Raw genomic sequence first — 16,577 nt, 5'->3', positions numbered from 1 at the left:
CCCTGTATTTGGCTCCAAATGACATGTCAGGCCGAGGCATGTCACTTTGCTACAGCAGAAAAGCCGTTGCTCTCTTGCGCGCCGCTGGCGAAACAATTGCCGTATCGAAAGGTCGACGAGCCCACTGCCCGCCGGCCTTTTTTTGCCCATCCCGCGTCACGCAGTCGGGATACATGATCCGGCTATCGCTGCGCTCATTGCCCCTCGGGCGGTTGCCAGAGCTCCACCTTGTTCCCTTCCGGGTCGATGACCCAGGCAAATTTGCCGTACTCGGATTCGTCGACCTTTTCGAGCACGTTGCAGCCCTCTTCCCGCAGGACCTTGACCAGGGCAAGAAGGTCTTCCACCCGGTAATTGATCATGAAGGACGCGGTGCCGGGCTCAAACTGATCGCTACCCGAGGACCCGACCGACCATACGGTCGTTCCGCCAACCGGGTTGCCGTCACCGTCGTCCCAGGTGAACGCCGTGCCGCCCCATGCCTGTACGTCGATGCCCAGGTGCTGCTTGTACCAGGCCCGCAGTGCCGGGGCGTCTTTGGCCTTGAAGAAGATGCCGCCTATTCCCGTAACGCGTTTCATGAGATCTCCGAGATGAGGTAGTGGTGAGATGCCGTATTTCTCTACGCCCGACTAAAATACACCTGGGCGCTTTGGCGATCGATGCATCGCTGCTGCAGCCAGTCCAACCCTTGCGCCCTGAACTCCGACGGCGCAATACCGTAAGTCCTGTGGAAGGCGCGACTGAAGTCCGAAGAACTGCCAAAGCAAAGACTCTGGGCGACCTCGGCCACCGGTATCGCCGGAGAGCGTACCAACTGGTCGCTCGCTTCCTGTAAACGGCAATGCCGGATGTAGGCAAAAAGGCCACCCTCGTGTTCGAACATCCGGTACAGCGTGGGGCGCGACAGCGGGAACGCACCGAGAATGGCCTCGGGAGAAAGCTCCCTTCGACGCAGATTCGCCTCGATGTAGTGCTTGATCTGAACATGCATCGCAGCACGCGCTGCGGCGCGCGCCCTGCTACCCAGGCGGTGCTGTTTCCCGAAGGCCGCCATCAGTAGATGGGCTGCCGTTCGCAGGCTGCTATCCATCTCCTCGCAAGTCATCGTGGGCAATTCATGACGCAGTATCGCCAGATGGCGCGGAAGCAGGCGAGCCAGCGGTGTGTCATAGCCGATGACCCGACCATGCAGGGACTCCGGGTCGGAGATGACCGATTCAACGACATGGCGCGGAAGGAAGAAGGCCATGATGTGAGATCGCATCGGCCGCACCATGTGCATGGGCTGGCCCATATCGAGCGCCAGAATCCCCGGCGTGAACTGGGATGCTTTCTCGCGGCGGGAGGGACCTGTCGTCGTTTCGACAATGCCTTCGACGGCAACATGAAAAACGAAATCCCGCACGTTGTCGGTAGAAATACGTGCCGCGGTACGGGCCTGCAATAGCGGATCCGTGCGCACATCCAGATACACCAGATCCTTGAGCACGTAGGTGTCGATATCTCCATCGAATCCGTTCGCCACTTGCGCCCGCGACAGCGGCACGTCGAGCGTTCTTCCCACATACTCGCTCCACGCGCGCATCTGCAAGCCGACAGGTTCGTTGGCCACAGTGAACGACCGGCGCAGTACCTGCGAGTGCGTGCCAGAGGCATCCGTCACCGACTCGGGGGACGCATAGCGTTGCTTCTGCCGAACAATGGCTTGCCTGACCGCTTCGGAGTAACCCCGGGTGGTATCTGCAATCATGGCCATGCACGGCGCCTTATCTAAGGGAAGGCAGCATGCCAAGGCCATGGTGCTGCCGCAAGCACCCATGATGCGTACCGGTGCCAATCCGAAACAGGCAGAAAAGCATGCATTCGGAAACTGGCAAGCCATAGCAATCTATGCAACGCTATTTCTTTTCAAGCGCAAGAAAAAACATGAGCGAAGCATTGACCTGCGGTGTGCATCATGTCGGCCTGGCTGTTCCCGACCTCGATGCCGCGATGGCTTTCTTTTGCGACACCCTTGGCTGGAAGGAGGTCGGCAGGAACGACAACTATCCCTCGGGTTTTGTGACCGACGGCAGCACCACGCTCACGCTTTGGCGTGTCGCCGATCCCGCCACGGCCATTCCATTCGATCGCCGCGCGAATATCGGCCTTCATCACCTGGCGCTCGCCGTTCCTGACGAAGCGGCACTGTTTGCGCTATTCGACAAGGTCTCCAGGCATCCCGGCGTGGTGATCGAGTTCCCACCAGGCCCTGTGCGCCCCGGCATGGACAGAAAGCATTTTATCTGTGCCATGCCTGGAGGGTTGCGTCTGGAATTTACCCCTCGTACCTGATAGATCACATATGGAAAAAAGCACGTTCCATGGAATCCGCCACATCGGCACCGAGTGCGTATGGGTGTACGCGGAAAACGCTCCCGTTATTGCACATGAGCATGATGCCGGCACGCTGATCAGCCAGGCGTACGAATATCAGGCCAGCTGGCTGGCCTTGCCGGTGAATTCGTTGAGTGAGGATTTTTTTCGACTCAGCACCGGCTTGGCCGGCGCCATCGTGCAAAAGCTGGTCAACTATCGTCTGAAGCTTGCCATTGTGGGCGATGTCACGGCGTGGGTGGAACGCAGCAACCCTTTTCGCGATCTGGTGCTCGAAGCCAATGGTGGAAGCACATTCTGGTTTGTCTCCGACCTTGAGGCACTGGAACAGCGGTTGATTGCCATGCAATGACCTGGCGCCTCGATGAACGCGAGCTTCCAGTGCCTTCGTCTTTGCCCATCAACAGATCGTGCTCCGAAAGAAACGCACAACTCGTTTGCCGTGATTCGCAAACACGTGAGCCCGCGAGCTCTCGAAAACATGGCAATCTGCACTGATATCGATGGTCTCCGATTCCAGTTCCACCGTGAGCTTTCCCTCGACGACGACCAGCATCACATGCCACCCTTCAGGGTCCGCTGCAGCTTCGTAACGTTCTCCAGGCTCAAGACGCCAAGCCCATGTCTCCACTTCGCGTCGCGCTTGAATACTTGTTCGGAGCACACCCGTTCCACCTCGCGCCCCTTCCCATCCCAATCGATCGATGACGATCAAGCGCTCCGCGGCGGGATCTTGAACCAGGTCGGCCAATGTCACATCGAGCGCCACACCGATTCGGTCGAGTGTCGCGGTACTGACGCTGGTAGCACCTGCCTCGATGCCTCCGATCATTCGCTGGCTCACTCCTGACAAATCAGCCAGCGCCTTCTGGCTCAGACCGGCGCGCGTGCGAAAGGCGCGGACGTTTTCCGCCACATGCATCAGAAACGATGGGGTTACGGTACTAGGCAAAATATTGCCTCCCTAGTATAAGCAATATATTGCTTATACTAGGACAATCCGATGGTCTTCGGGCGTGCTGATCGCGTCTTGCTTTACCCCATGATCCTTGCGTTCGCGGCAATAGCTCCCAATCCTTGTGCAGGCCAATCAGCTGAATTAAAAAGAGAAGTCGCCGCACCACCTGATCAGGCGACATGTTCGCCCTCCCCCGTGCCTTTATCGTCGTTTGACGTCCAGGAAGATCTCGAGCTGACCATCAGCGCGGCCGAAGCCGCGCTGCCGGATATCTACTGGCACCAAAGCAAGGCTGACTGGGAGAACGCCAAGACCCGGGCTCGCCTCCAGTCAAAGGCGGTCACGTCCGACGAAGGCCTGCAACGGGTCATTCGAACCCTGCTCTTCCAGATTGGAGAAGGTCATACCACGGTCAGTGCGTGCAAACATCTTGATGCGCGGACACCGATGTTTCCCTTGGATTTACTGTGGCGCGAAGACGGGATTTTTGTCATGACCGGCTACGGCGACGCCAAGGACATTCCCAGGGGCAGCAGGATCGTGGCCATCAACGGACAAACCGCAGGCCATCTGTTCGATGATTTATTTCATTCCAGCCCGCACGACGGATCGATCCGAACCGGCGTCATGCGGGATGAGGGGAGTCACTATGCATCGATGCGCCAACGCATCTATGGCCTCGAAACGATTTTCCATCTCACGATCGAGGATGACGATGGACATGTGCGCGAACAGCAAGTACACGCCGTCCCCGCCGATGTCAGGCCTACATCGGAGCCGCCCTTCAATCCGGTGGCACATCTTCAATGGGTCACCGAGGATACCGCCTATCTAGACGTACCTACCTTCAGCAATAAACGCTATCGGGAGGCCGGTAGCGATTACGCAACGACGCTTCAAGGCATCTTCGATGAACTGCACGACCGAGGAGCCAAAAATCTCATCCTGGATCTGCGACAAAACGGAGGAGGTTCCGAACCGAACGAGAAACTTCTGTTCTCGTACCTGGTGGAAAACCCCGTCCGGGAATATGCCTATGTTCGAAGCCGCGGCAACGCCATCTCGGTGCGCAGCCTCTCGGGCCAGATCTACGCCACAACGGTTTATGACGATGATGAAATCACCAGCGTTCGCCTTGCCGGCAATGGCTATCTGGAGCGGAAGAACGAGCCGCCCATAGGATTGATGAGCGGCTGGCGACAGCAAACTCCAGTTTTTTCAGGCCGATTGGTCGTTCTCGTTGGCGGCCACACCTTCTCCGGAGCCGCAGAGCTTGCTTCGCTTCTGCATGCCCATCGACGGGGCATCTTTGTCGGAGAGGAAGTCGGCGGCACACACTCAGGCAATACCAGCGGACATAAATGGACCATCACCTTGCCTCACTCAAATATCGACATCGGCTTGCCACTCCTCGCCTTTCGCTTCGCGTGGCCGGATATCCCCAGGAACCGCGGCGTCATACCTGCTTGCAAGGTGTCCCCTTCGGTGTGGGATACCTCGCCAACGGATAGCAACGCGTATCGAGCCGCTGTAGCGCTACTGGGCAAGCCGCAGTCATCTTCATCGGCGGTCCAATCGGTCACTACACGGTGCGCGATCCAGATCGCGCACTTGGCTGAAGGTATCCCGGGAAACCGCACCGTTAAACCTTGAGCGCGGTATCGACGATCTGCTGCGCTTCTTCCAGGATCGACTGCAGGTGCGCCTCGTCCTTGAAGCTCTCGGCATAGATCTTGTAGATGTTTTCGGTGCCCGACGGACGTGCGGCGAACCAGCCGCTGGCGGACTCGACCTTGATACCGCCGATCTTGGCGCCATTGCCTGGAGCGCTATCGAGGATGCGTTCGATTTTTTCACCAACCAGTTCGGCGCTCTGCACCTGCTGAGGCGAAAGTTTCGCCAGTACCGCTTTTTGTGCAGGATCGGCGGGCGCATCGACCCTTGAGGCGTATGGCGTCCCCAGTTCGAGCGCAAGCTCGCGATAGAGCTCTCCCGGATCGCGGCCTCGACGCGCAGCGATTTCGCCGGACAGCAGCGCGGCCGCGATGCCGTCCTTGTCGGTCGACCACGCGGAACCGTCACGACTGAGGAACGATGCGCCTGCGCTTTCCTCTCCGCCAAACCCCAACGAACCATCGAGCAAACCGTCGACGTACCACTTGAAGCCAACGGGCACTTCATAAAGCCTGCGCGACAGCCGTTTGGCGACACGATCGATCAGTGCGGTGCTGACCAGGGTCTTGCCGATAGCGGCATCCCTGGACCACTGCGGTCGATGCTGAAACAGATAATCGACCAGCACGGACAAGTAGTGATTGGGCATCAGCAGGCCACTGCTGCGCGTGACGATGCCATGCCGGTCATGATCGGTATCGCAGGCAAAGGCGACGTCGTATTGCGTCTTCAGGCCGATCAATCGTTCCATGGCATAGGGCGACGAAGGATCGAGCCGGATCTTGCCGTCCCAATCCACCGTCATGAATCCAAACTGGGGATCGACGACTTCGCTGACGACGGTCAGGTCGATCTTGTAGCGCTCGGCTATCCGGCCCCAATAGTGCACGCCGGCACCGCCAAGCGGATCGACACCCATGTGAAGACCCGCGCCACGCATGACGTCGAAATCGACCACGTTATCCAGATCGGCGACATAGGTACCGAGATAATCGAACTCATGGATGGTGGCCGCATGGCGCGCCTGAGCGAAAGGCATCCGGCGCACGCCCTTGATGCCGTCTTCCAGCAGCGCGTTGGCGCGGTTCTGTATCCATCCGGTGATATCGGTATCGGCCGGCCCGCCATTGGGCGGGTTGTATTTGAACCCGCCGTTATCGGGCGGGTTATGCGAAGGCGTAATGACGATGCCATCGGCCAACCCCGACGTACGCCCACGGTTGTACACAAGGATCGCATGCGAAATGGCGGGCGTCGGCGTGAACTCGCCGTTCAACGAAAGCATGACCTGCACACCGTTTGCGGCCAGTACTTCCACCGCACTCTCCAGCGCGGGCTGCGACAGCGCGTGAGTATCGATACCGATATACAGCGGCCCGTCGATACCCTTGGACGTGCGGTATTCGCAGATCGCCTGGCTGATGGCCAGCACATGCCACTCGTTGAAACTGCGATCGAACGACGAACCGCGATGACCCGAGGTGCCGAAAGCCACGCGCTGCGCCGGCACGCTGGGGTCCGGGCGTAAATCGACGTAGGCGGCAAGCAGTTTGGGGATATCGACCAGCAGGCTGGGTGGAGCCAACTTCCCTGCAAGCGGACTGATCACTACTCCCATGCAAACCACCTCTTCGCCGATGACAAGTCGATAAAGTGGGTAGTTTGCCTTATGGCACGTTAAGAGTGGGCATGCGGGTGACGGCGCTTCAGTCGAACACCACCACGCTCTGCCGGCTCAGCGCGACGGGCTGACCCTCGGGGCTCCACAGCGTGGCGGTCTGGTTGAGATAGCCATCGCGGCCGGACTCGACCGCCGCGTCCATCAGCCACAGACCCTCGCGCTTTGGACCGAAATCGTCGGCGAGAAGCTCCAGGGTCCAGGTGAGCGAGCTGGCCATGGTCGGCTGCTGCACCAGCGAGAGACCTGGCGACGGGATGATGTCGCCGTAGCCGATGATCTGTGCCTCGCCCAACGCGCCAGGGCCGGCATAGACCTCGTCGCGAAAACCGACGTAGATCTGCGTCTTCGGCTCCGCCGCACCTTTGAAGATGCTTACGCCGTGTACCCAGCGCATCGTTACCTGGCGTGCGAAGCGTGGCAGGACGCCCTCGACATAAGGTAACAACGCCGCAGTTTGTGCGGGCGGCACTTGCAGCTTCGGTGGTTGAATTTCAATGCGCGACTGACGCGATCGACCAAAGATGCCGATGACAAGGCAGGCAACTTCACCCTGACAGAGGATGCGTGCCTCGACATGCGTCACCGATTTACCGCTGCGCAATATGTTCGCTTCTATGAGCAAGGTGCCCGCGGGCACTGGGGCGATAAAGCTGGTCTGCAGCACCCGCAGGGGTATCGCTTGCGGTACCAGGCCGCGCATGGCGCGCACGGCCAATGCCGCTTGCAGGCCACCGAAGATCGTGCGGCCCTGACTCCAGTCATCGGTTACTTCGGCCGTCCAGGCACCGTTCAACGGCCGGACGGTGTCCAGCACTTGCGAGTACAGCATGGTGTGTTCTCGTTTTTGGAGTTAGAAAACTTTCGCGACGCAGGCATCTTCGGAGTGCCCCGAATAACCTCAATATTCATCGTCGCCCCGGCGAAGGCCGGACAAGCGCTTGCGCGCAGAACGCCCGTAGGGCGGCCCCGAAGGGGCGAGCGAAGCGAGTAACCCAGCGCCTTGGGTACGCCGACGCACAAGGCACTGGATCCCGGCCTTCGCCGGGACGACGGATAGGAAAAGTTTCGAATACATTTACCTGCGACTACGACCTGCTGCTCAGAAAAGATCGGCATCCAGCGCCATAGGGTGTTCTCTCGTTCTTGAAGTTAGAAAACTTACACGGTGCAGGGGCCTCTTCGAGGCGCCTCGAATAGCTTCAGTATTCATCGTCGCCCCGGCGAACGCCGGGGCCCATTGTCTTTGGCGTCTTGAGGCATAAGACGCTGGGTTACTCGCTTCGCTCGCCCCTTCGGGGCCGCCCTACGGGCGTTCTGCGCGCAAGCGCTTGTCCGGCCTGCGCCGGGACGACGGATAGGCAGGTTTCGGAGCGATCCACGAGCCCTTCCTGCTTACCACTCAAAACAAGGCAGCATCCAACGCCATCAGCGTCGCAGCGCCCGCCCGAGCCTTGCGGATTTCAGCCGCCGTCTCGGGCTGCAACTTGGCGAAGTAAAAACGCGCCGTAGCGAGCTTGGCGGTATAGAACGAATCCCCCGTGCCCTGCTTCTCCAGCGCGACCTTCGCCATGCGAGCCCAGAAATACGAGAACAGCAAATGGCCTACCACACGCAGATAAGGCACAGCAGCGGCACCGACTTCATCGGGATTGCTCATGGCCTTCATTCCAATCTCCATCGTCAATTTCTGCACCTTGTCGCCAAGGTCAGCCAAGGGATTGACGAACTCCTGCATCGCCTCGTTGGCTCCCTCCTCCGTGACGAACGACTGGACGATGTTGCCCAGTACTTTCATCTTCGCACCCATGTCGCCAAGAATCTTGCGGCCGAGTAGATCGAGCGCCTGGATCGTATTGGTGCCTTCGTAGATCATGTTGATACGCGCGTCGCGTACGTATTGCTCCATGCCCCACTCGGCGATATAGCCGTGACCGCCGAGCACCTGCATGGCTTCATTCGTGGAGATGAACGCATTGTCGGTCAGGAACGCCTTGACCACGGGCGTCAGCAGCGCGACCAAGTCTTCGGCCTGCTTGCGTACCGCTTCATCCGGATGCGACAACTCGCGATCGATCTGCAGCGCGGTCCAGTAACTGAATGCGCGACCGCCTTCGACATAGGCCTTCTGGGTCAGCAGCATGCGGCGCACGTCCGGGTGCACGATGATCGGATCGGCGGCCTTGTCGGGCGCCTTCGGGCCCGTCAGCGCACGCATCTGCAGACGTTCCTTGGCATAAGCCAACGCGTTCTGGTACGCGACTTCGGTCAGGCCCAAGCCCTGCATGCCGACGCCAAGGCGCGCATTGTTCATCATCACGAACATCGCGTTGAGGCCCTTGTTGGGCTCGCCGATCATCCATCCGCTTGCGTCGTCGAGGTTCAACACACAGGTGGCATTGCCGTGAATGCCCATCTTGTGCTCGATGGCGCCGCAATGGATGCCATTACGTTCGCCGGGACGACCACTGGCATCGGGAATGAACTTCGGCACCACGAACAGCGAGATGCCCTTGGTACCCTGCGGGGCGTCCGGCAGACGCGCAAGCACCAGATGCACGATGTTGTCGGCCAGGTCGTGTTCGCCCGCCGAAATAAAGATCTTGGTGCCCGTGATCCGATAAGAGCCACCGGCCTGTGGCTCGGCCTTGGTGCGCAGCATGCCCAGGTCGGTGCCGCAGTGCGGCTCGGTCAGGCACATGGTGCCGGTCCATTCGCCGGAGACCAGCTTGGGCAGATAGGTCTGCTTCAACTCGGGAGTGCCGTGCGCGTTCAGCGCCTCGTAGGCGCCGTGCGACAGGCCTGGATACATCGCCCAGGCCTGGTTCGCCGCGTTCAACATCTCGTAGAGCGCATTATTCATGAGCATCGGAAGGCCCTGGCCACCGAACTCCGGATCGCACGGCAAGGCCGGCCAACCGGCGTCGATGAACTGGCGATACGCGTCGCGAAAACCCTTCGGCGTACGCACGCTGCCGTCGGCTTCGCGGGTACAGCCCTCGCGATCGCCACCCTGGTTGAGCGGGAACACCACCTCGGAGCAGAACTTGCCGGCTTCTTCGATGATCTGGTCGATGGTGCTCGCGTCGACGTCCGCATGGCGCGGCATCGCCTTGAGTTCGGCTTCGACGCCCAGCAGTTCGTGAAGTACGAACTGCATGTCGCGTAAAGGTGCTTTGTACTGGCCCATCTAAAGACTCCCGGGAGATTCATGACATCGCGCCATGGTATGACGCTTTCAGGTTTTCGAAACGCACAGGCCCCACAGCACCAGCGCCATGGCAATGGTGATGGCAAGCGACCCGCCCGCTATCAGCACCGTGACCACGGTCTCGCGTAGTTGGCTGGCTTGATGACCGGCACCGGCCATCGGGAGCGAGCGGCTGGCGCCCCACAATGCGGCTAGCAGCATGCTCGCGAAGATGGCATACAGCCCCGACACAGCCAGTACCTGTGTTGCTCGTTGCACACCAGGCGGCAACGTTATGTATTGCCACATCAGCCCCAGCGCCCATAGCGCCAATCCACTCTGGAGTCCCGTGGTATGCACCGATACGCCCATTCGTGGATTGGGCAAGGCCGGTATAGCCACGCCGATAAGCAAGCTGAGCAGGAACATGACCGTGCCCCAGATCAGCAATTGGTGTGGAATGGCATTCATCGTTGTCTCCGTCGATCGAGCTTAGTTAGGTTCAACCGGAAAAATCATGCAGGTCTCCGTGCCATGAGCGAGCAGCTTTCCACGTTCATCGAGAAGCCGGCCTTCGCTCGTCGCCACCCGGCTGCCACGATGGATCAGCCGGCCTTCGCAGCGCACGATCCCGCTGGAGGGCAGTACCGGACGAACAAAGTTGATTTTCATTTCCAGCGTCGTGTAGTTCTCGCCGGCCTTCAGCGTCGTATGAACGCAATGGGCCATGGCCCCATCCAGAATCGTTGCAGCCCAACCGCCCTGGATCGTGCCGATCGGATTGAAATAGCGCGGCGACGGTTTGCCGACAAAGAGAACACGACCCTCCTCGACCTCGGCCAGATCGATATCCATCGTGTCTGCATAAGGTGCGCAAGGATGCGTGCCATTCAACATGCCGTGCAGAAAGGACATGCCGCTCTCCGCCATGAGTACGTCACGCGGAACTACGCCAACCTGCCGAACCTTGCCTTGGGAAGAGTCCATCTCATGTTCTCAATGGGTCGCTATTACGCTGTAGACTTCCCCCGCTATTTTCCATACGCAAGCGTATGCAGGTAGTGACACTTAGCGATCCGGAGAGCGAAACTGTACTGGTCATATTCCCAGTACTGCGCCTGTTTTGCAGTCCTATTTCTTCCAACAACCATCGACGCGATAGCACCGGATCGATACGATATGGCCAAACTGTACTGGTCGAGGTGGGGCGCAGATGAGTGACGGCAGCAAACGGATCACGCGCACCGAGACGGCAATGGCGGCCATCCGCCAGAAAATCGCTGTCGCACCCGGCGTCAAACTTCCCTCGATCCGCAGCCTTGCGGAGCAGCAGAAGGTTTCGAAGTCGACGATCGTCGAGGCCTATGACCGGCTTGTCGCGGAGGGAGATGTCGAAGCGAGGCCCGGCTCGGGCTTCTTTGCGGTTGCCCGTCCACGGCCATTCAATCTCACCGAAACGCGCCCACAACTCGATCGCGCTGTCGATCCGCTCTGGATCATGCGCCAGTCCCTGATATCCCGCAGTGCCACTTCGCAGCCGGGTTGCGGTTGGCTACCGGAGTCATGGCTGCCCGGTGACATGTTGAGGCGCGTATTTCGCAGCGTAGTAAGCCAGGAAAACGCGAACCTTACCGCTTACGGCATGCCGCAGGGCTTTCCGCCTTTGCGTGAGCGGCTGACGCAGTGTCTCAACGAACGCGACATCGCCGCCGACCCCAGCAACATCCTGCTCACCGATTCGGCGACGCGCGCGATCGACATCGTCTGCCGCTTTCTCGCACAAGCCGGCGATACGGTTCTGATCGACGACCCCGGCTACTTCAACTTCCAGGCGATGCTGCAGGCGCAGCGCATCAACATCGTCGGCGTGCCGTTCACTCCAAACGGCCCCGATCTGGAGCGGTTCGCGTCCATCTGTGCGGAGCATCGCCCCAAGCTCTATCTGACGACGGCGGTGCTCCATAATCCGACGGGTGCGAACATCAGTGTCGGCACCGCACATCGCCTGCTCAAGCTTGCCGAAGCGCACAATCTTGTCATTGTCGAAGACTGCATCTCCGCCGAGCTGGACCCTCGACCTTCGCCTGGATTGGCCGCACTGGATCGCTTTGAACGCGTGGTACTTCTTGGAAGTTTTTCCAAGACACTGGGCGGAGCACTCCGTTGCGGTTTCATCGCTGCACGCCATGACTGGATCGATGGCCTCACCGATCTTGCGCTTGCCACGAGTTTCGGCGCGGGCGAGATCGCCGCTCAGACCATTCATCGTCTTCTGACCAACGGCAGCTATCGACGCCACCTCGATGTCCTGCGCCCGCGATTGGCCCAAGCCATGGCCTTTACCGCCGAACATCTCGACCGGTTGGGCTTTACTCTCTGGACACGGCCGGATGCCGGCATGTTCCTGTGGGCGCAATTGCCAGACGGGCTGGACTCGTCCGAGATTGCGGTGCGCGCGCTTGGCCAGGGCCTCATGCTGGCACCAGGCAACGCCTTTAGCCCTTCCCATACGGCGAGCCGCTATATGCGATTCAATGTCGCCCAGTGCCGGGACAAACGTGTCTTCGATCTACTGGCCAGGGTGATGCAGGCTTGATCGCACGCTGCAAACCTGGATAGCTGCCGAGAAATTTACGCGACCGTGCGATTTCGACGTAGCGCTTTTACGCCTTCCGGATGCAGCATGTCGCATCCGCTCCGCGGAGCGATGACAAGCACGATGCCGTGAGTATATTGATCGTTCATGGGCCGCACGCGGCCAGCAGCTCTTTCACACAGGATTTGCTGCTTCAACTTCAGCAACAAGCTCATGCAGCGGGTCGCTCGCTGAAGCTGTGCACTTGTGGTGATCTGCGGGACTTTGTTGTTCAAGTGTGTTCCATCAAGTCCCATAGCACCGAATTCGTTCTGCTCGACCCGGGTGACCTGGCAACGCAGGCACACGCGCACCCGGAAGCCGGCCTGGCTGGTGCGCTCGATAAATTGGCAGCCCCCTATATCGAGGTCCACGAGAAATTCGGCGCGGAACTGGAACGCGGCAGTCCTCATCATGCCCGGGTCGCTACCGTGATTATCAACGGCAATATCGGCAGCAGTTACCGGATAGGCCTCAGCATCGCGCTTCGTCAATTGAATGCCGAACGCCGGCTTCAAGGTGACCATCAATCGCATATGTGAATGATATGGTCTGGTCGCGACTGAAGTCGCTCCTACAAGCTAGCTGTGCCTGCCTGAGTTTGTAGGAGCGACTTCAGTTGCGACCCCACCCCATTCCATCACAGCATCATATTGTGCTCGCGTTCGCATTTCCCGCATCGGTCGTTGCACCGATGGCAACAGCATTCGCCATACGCGCGCAATCAAGAACCCGATCAAATTCGCGCATTTAGATCCCTCCGTGCTGCTTCGCACCAATCGTTTGGATGGCTATACGTCCATCCATGCACATTCATGCCTCGCTGGACACGCTCCCGCTCATCGTGTAAACCTACGAACGCCTATTTGGATCGAGACAAGTAGGCACTTGTGCGATCGAGGCACGGGGAGGGTGTGACCCAGGCCTGTAGCGAACCCGGTATGCCACTGCGTGGCGTACCGCGGGTGCCTGTTGCCGGATTTTCGGCTCTCACTCCCCGGGGAATGCATGAACAACACCTGCTTTATTCGTACCACTGCGCTCACTCTTGCCATTGTTGCAGGCATCGGCACCCTGACGGTCGCCCATGCACAGTCGACTACCGGCAGCATCAACGGCAGCGTACCGGCCGGCGACAACCAGTCCGTTGTTGTCGAGAGCGGGACGGGTATTCGACGTGAAGTACCTGTCGATGCGCGAGGGCGCTATGCGGTGTCGCAGTTGCCGCTTGGCAGCTATACGGTCACGCTGATGCGCGACGGCAAGCCCGTAGATACGCGCAAGGATGTCGGCCTGCGCGTAGGGCAAGGCACCGATGTGTCGTTTGCGACACCCACGGCGGCAACCCAAGGGGACGTCACGGCACTATCCGGTGTCACTGTCACGGGCAATGCCCTGCCCAGCATCGACGTCACCAGCGTCGATTCGCGCACCGTGATCACCTCACAACAATTGGCCAAGCTCCCCCTGGGACGCAATGCCGAGGCGATCGCGCGTCTGGCGCCTGGCGTGGTCAACAATGGCGGCAATTTCAAGAGCGACACGGGTCACTCCATCGCCAGTTTCGGTGGCGCCGCGTCCAACGAGAACGCGTACTACGTCAATGGCTTCAACACCACCGATCCGCTGAATGCCGAGGGCGGCCTGCAGTTACCCTACGGCGCCATCGATCAGCAGGAGGTCTATACCGGCGGCTACAGCGCGAAATACGGCCGTTCCGACGGCGGCGTCATCAGCCAGGTCGGCAAGCGCGGCAGCAACGACTGGCATTTTGGTGCTCAGATTCTATGGGAGCCCGAGTGGGCACGTGCCGGCCAGACTGATCTGCACTACGCGCGTATCCCCGCTTCCGCTCCGGCTGGCAGCCTTTATCAGCCACGTAGCCAGAACGAACAATGGACTACGACCGTCAGCGCCTACGCGAGCGGCCCGTTGATCAAGGACAAGCTGTTTTTCTTCGTCGCCGGCGAGTTTGAAAAGGTCGGCCAGCATAATGTGAACGAGGTCGGCAACAATACGCCGGCATCGACCATCGATTACCGCAGTCCACGCTGGTACGCCAAACTGGACTGGAACATCAACGACAACAATATCTTTGAGCTGACCGGCGCCGCGGACAAGCGCGAAGGCAGCGGCACGCGCTATAGCTACGATTACGCCGATCTCCATCGCACGGGCATCATCGGCCCCGTCGACAACACCAAGACCGGCGGCGACCTCTGGGTGGCCAAATACACCAGCTATATCACCGAGAATCTCACGCTGAGCGCGATGTACGGTGAGATGAACAGCAAGAACTACGATCAGCCGGGCGCATACGACCCCACGCTGGTTCGCGTCGACAGTTCTCAGAACGAAAATCCCGCACTCAATGGCGGTACGGCGATTCACAACAATCAGGTGGATGACATCAGCGACCCGCGTCGCGGCAACAAGTCGACCAATTTCCGGCTCGATCTGGAGTACAAGCTAGGCGACCACACGCTTTCGGCCGGTATCGACAATGTGAAGTCCAAGGTGATCGCCTTCGGCACGTCGAGCCCAGGCCCCGGCTATGTCTGGAGCTACGGTCAGCAGGCCGATCCCACCCAGCCTATTTCCGATGCGCCGGGCGTCAACTTCGTGCCTGGCACGGCCGGCTTTGCCAATGGCGCGGAAGGCTACTACGTCAGCCGCAACGTCGTCGGCAACCTGGTCAATGTACGTTCCGACCAGCGTGCGCAATACATCGAAGACAACTGGCAGGTCAGCGACCGGTGGTTGCTGTCGATCGGTCTGCGCAATGACCAGTTCACCGACTACAACCAGTTCGGCGCACCTTTCATCAAGCAGACCAAGCCGCAATGGGCGCCGCGATTGGGCGTGTCGTGGGACGTGAACGGCGACAGCAGCTTCAAGGTCTTTGCCAATGCGGGACGCTATTACCTGGGCTTGCCGCTGAATCCCGCCACGGGCGCGGCAGCCGGCTATATATCGACCCAGCAGTACTACACCTATGGCGGCATCGACCCGACCACGGGCGCACCGACGGGTTTGACTCAGATCAGCGAGCCGGTCTCGGCCAACAACTCCTACGGCATCCCGCCCGATCCACGCACGGTCGCGGCCAAGAACCTCAAGGCCGAACATCAGGATGAATACATCCTCGGCTTCGACAAGTCTTTCGGCGATCACTGGGTCTATGGCGCCAAGGCAACCTATCGCAAGCTGCTGAGCGCCATCGACGACTTCTGCGACGTGTCGCTGATCAATGCCAAGGCCGCTGCGCTCGGCTACACCGTGGGATCGACCAATAGCTGTTATCTGGTCAATGGTGGCGCGGGCAATACCTTCACCCTGCTCGATCCGAGCGGCCATCCGTTCGAGGTACCGCTCAGCCGTGAAGAGATCGGCTTTCCCGAGCTCAAGCGTAACTACTACTCGTTGGAAATGTTCCTCGAACACAGCTTCGATGGCACCTGGTACGGCAAGCTCGACTACGTCTTTTCGCGCAGCTACGGCAATACCGAAGGCCAACAGCGAACCGATACACGCCAAGGCGGCGCTGCGGGCAGCGTGGATTGGGACAACCGCTACGTCATGGAATATTCCAACGGTCCGCAGGGCAACGACCATACACATGCCATCAAGGCCTATGGCTACTGGCAGTTCACGCCGGAATGGCAGGTCTCCGGCAATCTGCAGGCGATTTCAGGCGCGCCGGAAGTCTGCACCGGCTACTACGGGCCCGACCATACCGATCCGGTGTCGTACGGCAGTTCGTACCGCTGGTGCAACGGCATGCCCTCGCCTCCCGGCAGCCATGGGCGTCTACCTTGGACATTCCAACTCGATCTGGGGCTGACCTATCGTCCCGCATGGGCCGACTCGAGGCTGGCGTTCTCGGCGAACGTCTTCAATGTGCTCAACCAGCAGCGCGCCATCTTCCGCTACCCCGCAAGCGAGGGCCCAGCCAATACGCTCAACACGATCTACCGCGTACCGCTGTATACGCAGGACCCGCGTTACGCCCGATTCTCGGTGACGTACGATTTCTGATCAGGGCATGCGTCACGCGCGGTCT

General features: G+C 59.7%; 14 protein-coding genes. 5 read left to right on the top strand and 9 right to left on the bottom strand.

Annotated elements, in window-relative coordinates; translation table 11 throughout:
- Positions 1-194: 194 nt before the first annotated feature.
- Both ACZ6WW_RS18820 and ACZ6WW_RS18815 read right to left on the bottom strand, forming a co-directional pair.
- Positions 195-581, bottom strand: coding sequence for a VOC family protein (locus ACZ6WW_RS18820; RefSeq protein ID WP_281848897.1), 387 nt, complete (start codon positions 579-581; stop codon positions 195-197).
- 41 nt (positions 582-622) lie between these two features.
- A complete protein-coding gene (locus tag ACZ6WW_RS18815) occupies positions 623-1,801 on the bottom strand; it encodes a helix-turn-helix domain-containing protein (protein ID WP_465275551.1) in 1,179 nt (392 codons plus the stop codon).
- Positions 1,802-1,929: 128 nt separating this feature from the next.
- On the opposite strand from ACZ6WW_RS18815, the gene ACZ6WW_RS18810 reads away from it, so the two are divergent.
- Positions 1,930-2,337: a VOC family protein gene (locus ACZ6WW_RS18810; RefSeq protein WP_465275550.1), complete on the top strand. Its 408-nt coding sequence runs from the start codon at positions 1,930-1,932 to the stop codon at positions 2,335-2,337.
- A gap of 10 nt (positions 2,338-2,347) precedes the next feature.
- Entirely contained in the window at positions 2,348-2,731 is a 384-nt protein-coding gene (locus tag ACZ6WW_RS18805; protein WP_465275549.1) for a DUF4180 domain-containing protein, read from the top strand.
- Between the two features lie 48 nt (positions 2,732-2,779).
- Here ACZ6WW_RS18805 and ACZ6WW_RS18800 read toward each other — a convergent pair whose 3' ends face one another.
- The gene (locus tag ACZ6WW_RS18800; RefSeq protein ID WP_465275548.1) at positions 2,780-3,331 is read right to left on the bottom strand and encodes a helix-turn-helix domain-containing protein; all 552 of its coding nucleotides are present in this window, start codon (positions 3,329-3,331) and stop codon (positions 2,780-2,782) included.
- Between the two features lie 51 nt (positions 3,332-3,382).
- On the opposite strand from ACZ6WW_RS18800, the gene ACZ6WW_RS18795 reads away from it, so the two are divergent.
- A complete protein-coding gene (locus ACZ6WW_RS18795; protein ID WP_465275547.1) occupies positions 3,383-4,990 on the top strand; it encodes a S41 family peptidase in 1,608 nt (535 codons plus the stop codon).
- On the opposite strand, the gene pgm is transcribed toward ACZ6WW_RS18795, so the two are convergent.
- The 5 genes from pgm to ACZ6WW_RS18770 all read right to left on the bottom strand — a co-directional run bounded on the left by pgm (position 4,980) and on the right by ACZ6WW_RS18770 (position 10,734).
- On the bottom strand, positions 4,980-6,629 hold the full coding sequence (gene pgm, locus ACZ6WW_RS18790) for a phosphoglucomutase (alpha-D-glucose-1,6-bisphosphate-dependent) (protein ID WP_465275546.1): 1,650 nt from the start codon (positions 6,627-6,629) through the stop codon (positions 4,980-4,982). The two genes, ACZ6WW_RS18795 and pgm, sit on opposite strands and share 11 nt — an antisense overlap.
- Positions 6,630-6,717: 88 nt before the next feature.
- Positions 6,718-7,521, bottom strand: a complete 804-nt coding sequence (locus ACZ6WW_RS18785) for a thioesterase family protein (protein WP_465275545.1) — start codon at positions 7,519-7,521, stop codon at positions 6,718-6,720.
- Positions 7,522-8,091: 570 nt separating this feature from the next.
- A complete protein-coding gene (locus ACZ6WW_RS18780) occupies positions 8,092-9,879 on the bottom strand; it encodes an acyl-CoA dehydrogenase C-terminal domain-containing protein (protein ID WP_465275544.1) in 1,788 nt (595 codons plus the stop codon).
- A 48-nt stretch (positions 9,880-9,927) separates the two neighbouring features.
- On the bottom strand, positions 9,928-10,350 hold the full coding sequence (locus ACZ6WW_RS18775) for a hypothetical protein (protein WP_465275543.1): 423 nt from the start codon (positions 10,348-10,350) through the stop codon (positions 9,928-9,930).
- 21 nt (positions 10,351-10,371) lie between these two features.
- Complete coding sequence (locus tag ACZ6WW_RS18770) at positions 10,372-10,734, bottom strand: PaaI family thioesterase (protein ID WP_465275542.1); 363 nt, start codon at positions 10,732-10,734, stop codon at positions 10,372-10,374.
- A 358-nt stretch (positions 10,735-11,092) separates the two neighbouring features.
- On the opposite strand from ACZ6WW_RS18770, the gene ACZ6WW_RS18765 reads away from it, so the two are divergent.
- Positions 11,093-12,475 (top strand): aminotransferase-like domain-containing protein, encoded by a 1,383-nt coding sequence (locus tag ACZ6WW_RS18765; RefSeq protein ID WP_465275541.1) that lies wholly within the window; start codon positions 11,093-11,095, stop codon positions 12,473-12,475.
- 35 nt (positions 12,476-12,510) lie between these two features.
- On the opposite strand, the gene ACZ6WW_RS18760 is transcribed toward ACZ6WW_RS18765, so the two are convergent.
- Positions 12,511-13,050 carry a hypothetical protein gene (locus tag ACZ6WW_RS18760; protein WP_465275540.1) on the bottom strand — a complete coding sequence of 180 codons (540 nt, stop codon included), beginning with the start codon at positions 13,048-13,050 and terminating at the stop codon, positions 12,511-12,513.
- Between the two features lie 472 nt (positions 13,051-13,522).
- Here ACZ6WW_RS18760 and ACZ6WW_RS18755 point away from each other — a divergent pair, with 472 nt between their 5' ends.
- A complete protein-coding gene (locus tag ACZ6WW_RS18755; protein WP_465275539.1) occupies positions 13,523-16,552 on the top strand; it encodes a TonB-dependent receptor in 3,030 nt (1,009 codons plus the stop codon).
- The last annotated feature ends 25 nt before the right edge of the window (positions 16,553-16,577 follow it).

It is taken from the genome of Dyella sp. NPDC103356, from assembly GCF_055584465.1.
The sequence above is the reverse complement of the archived record's forward strand: the minus strand, read 5'-3'. Positions and strand labels throughout refer to the sequence as shown.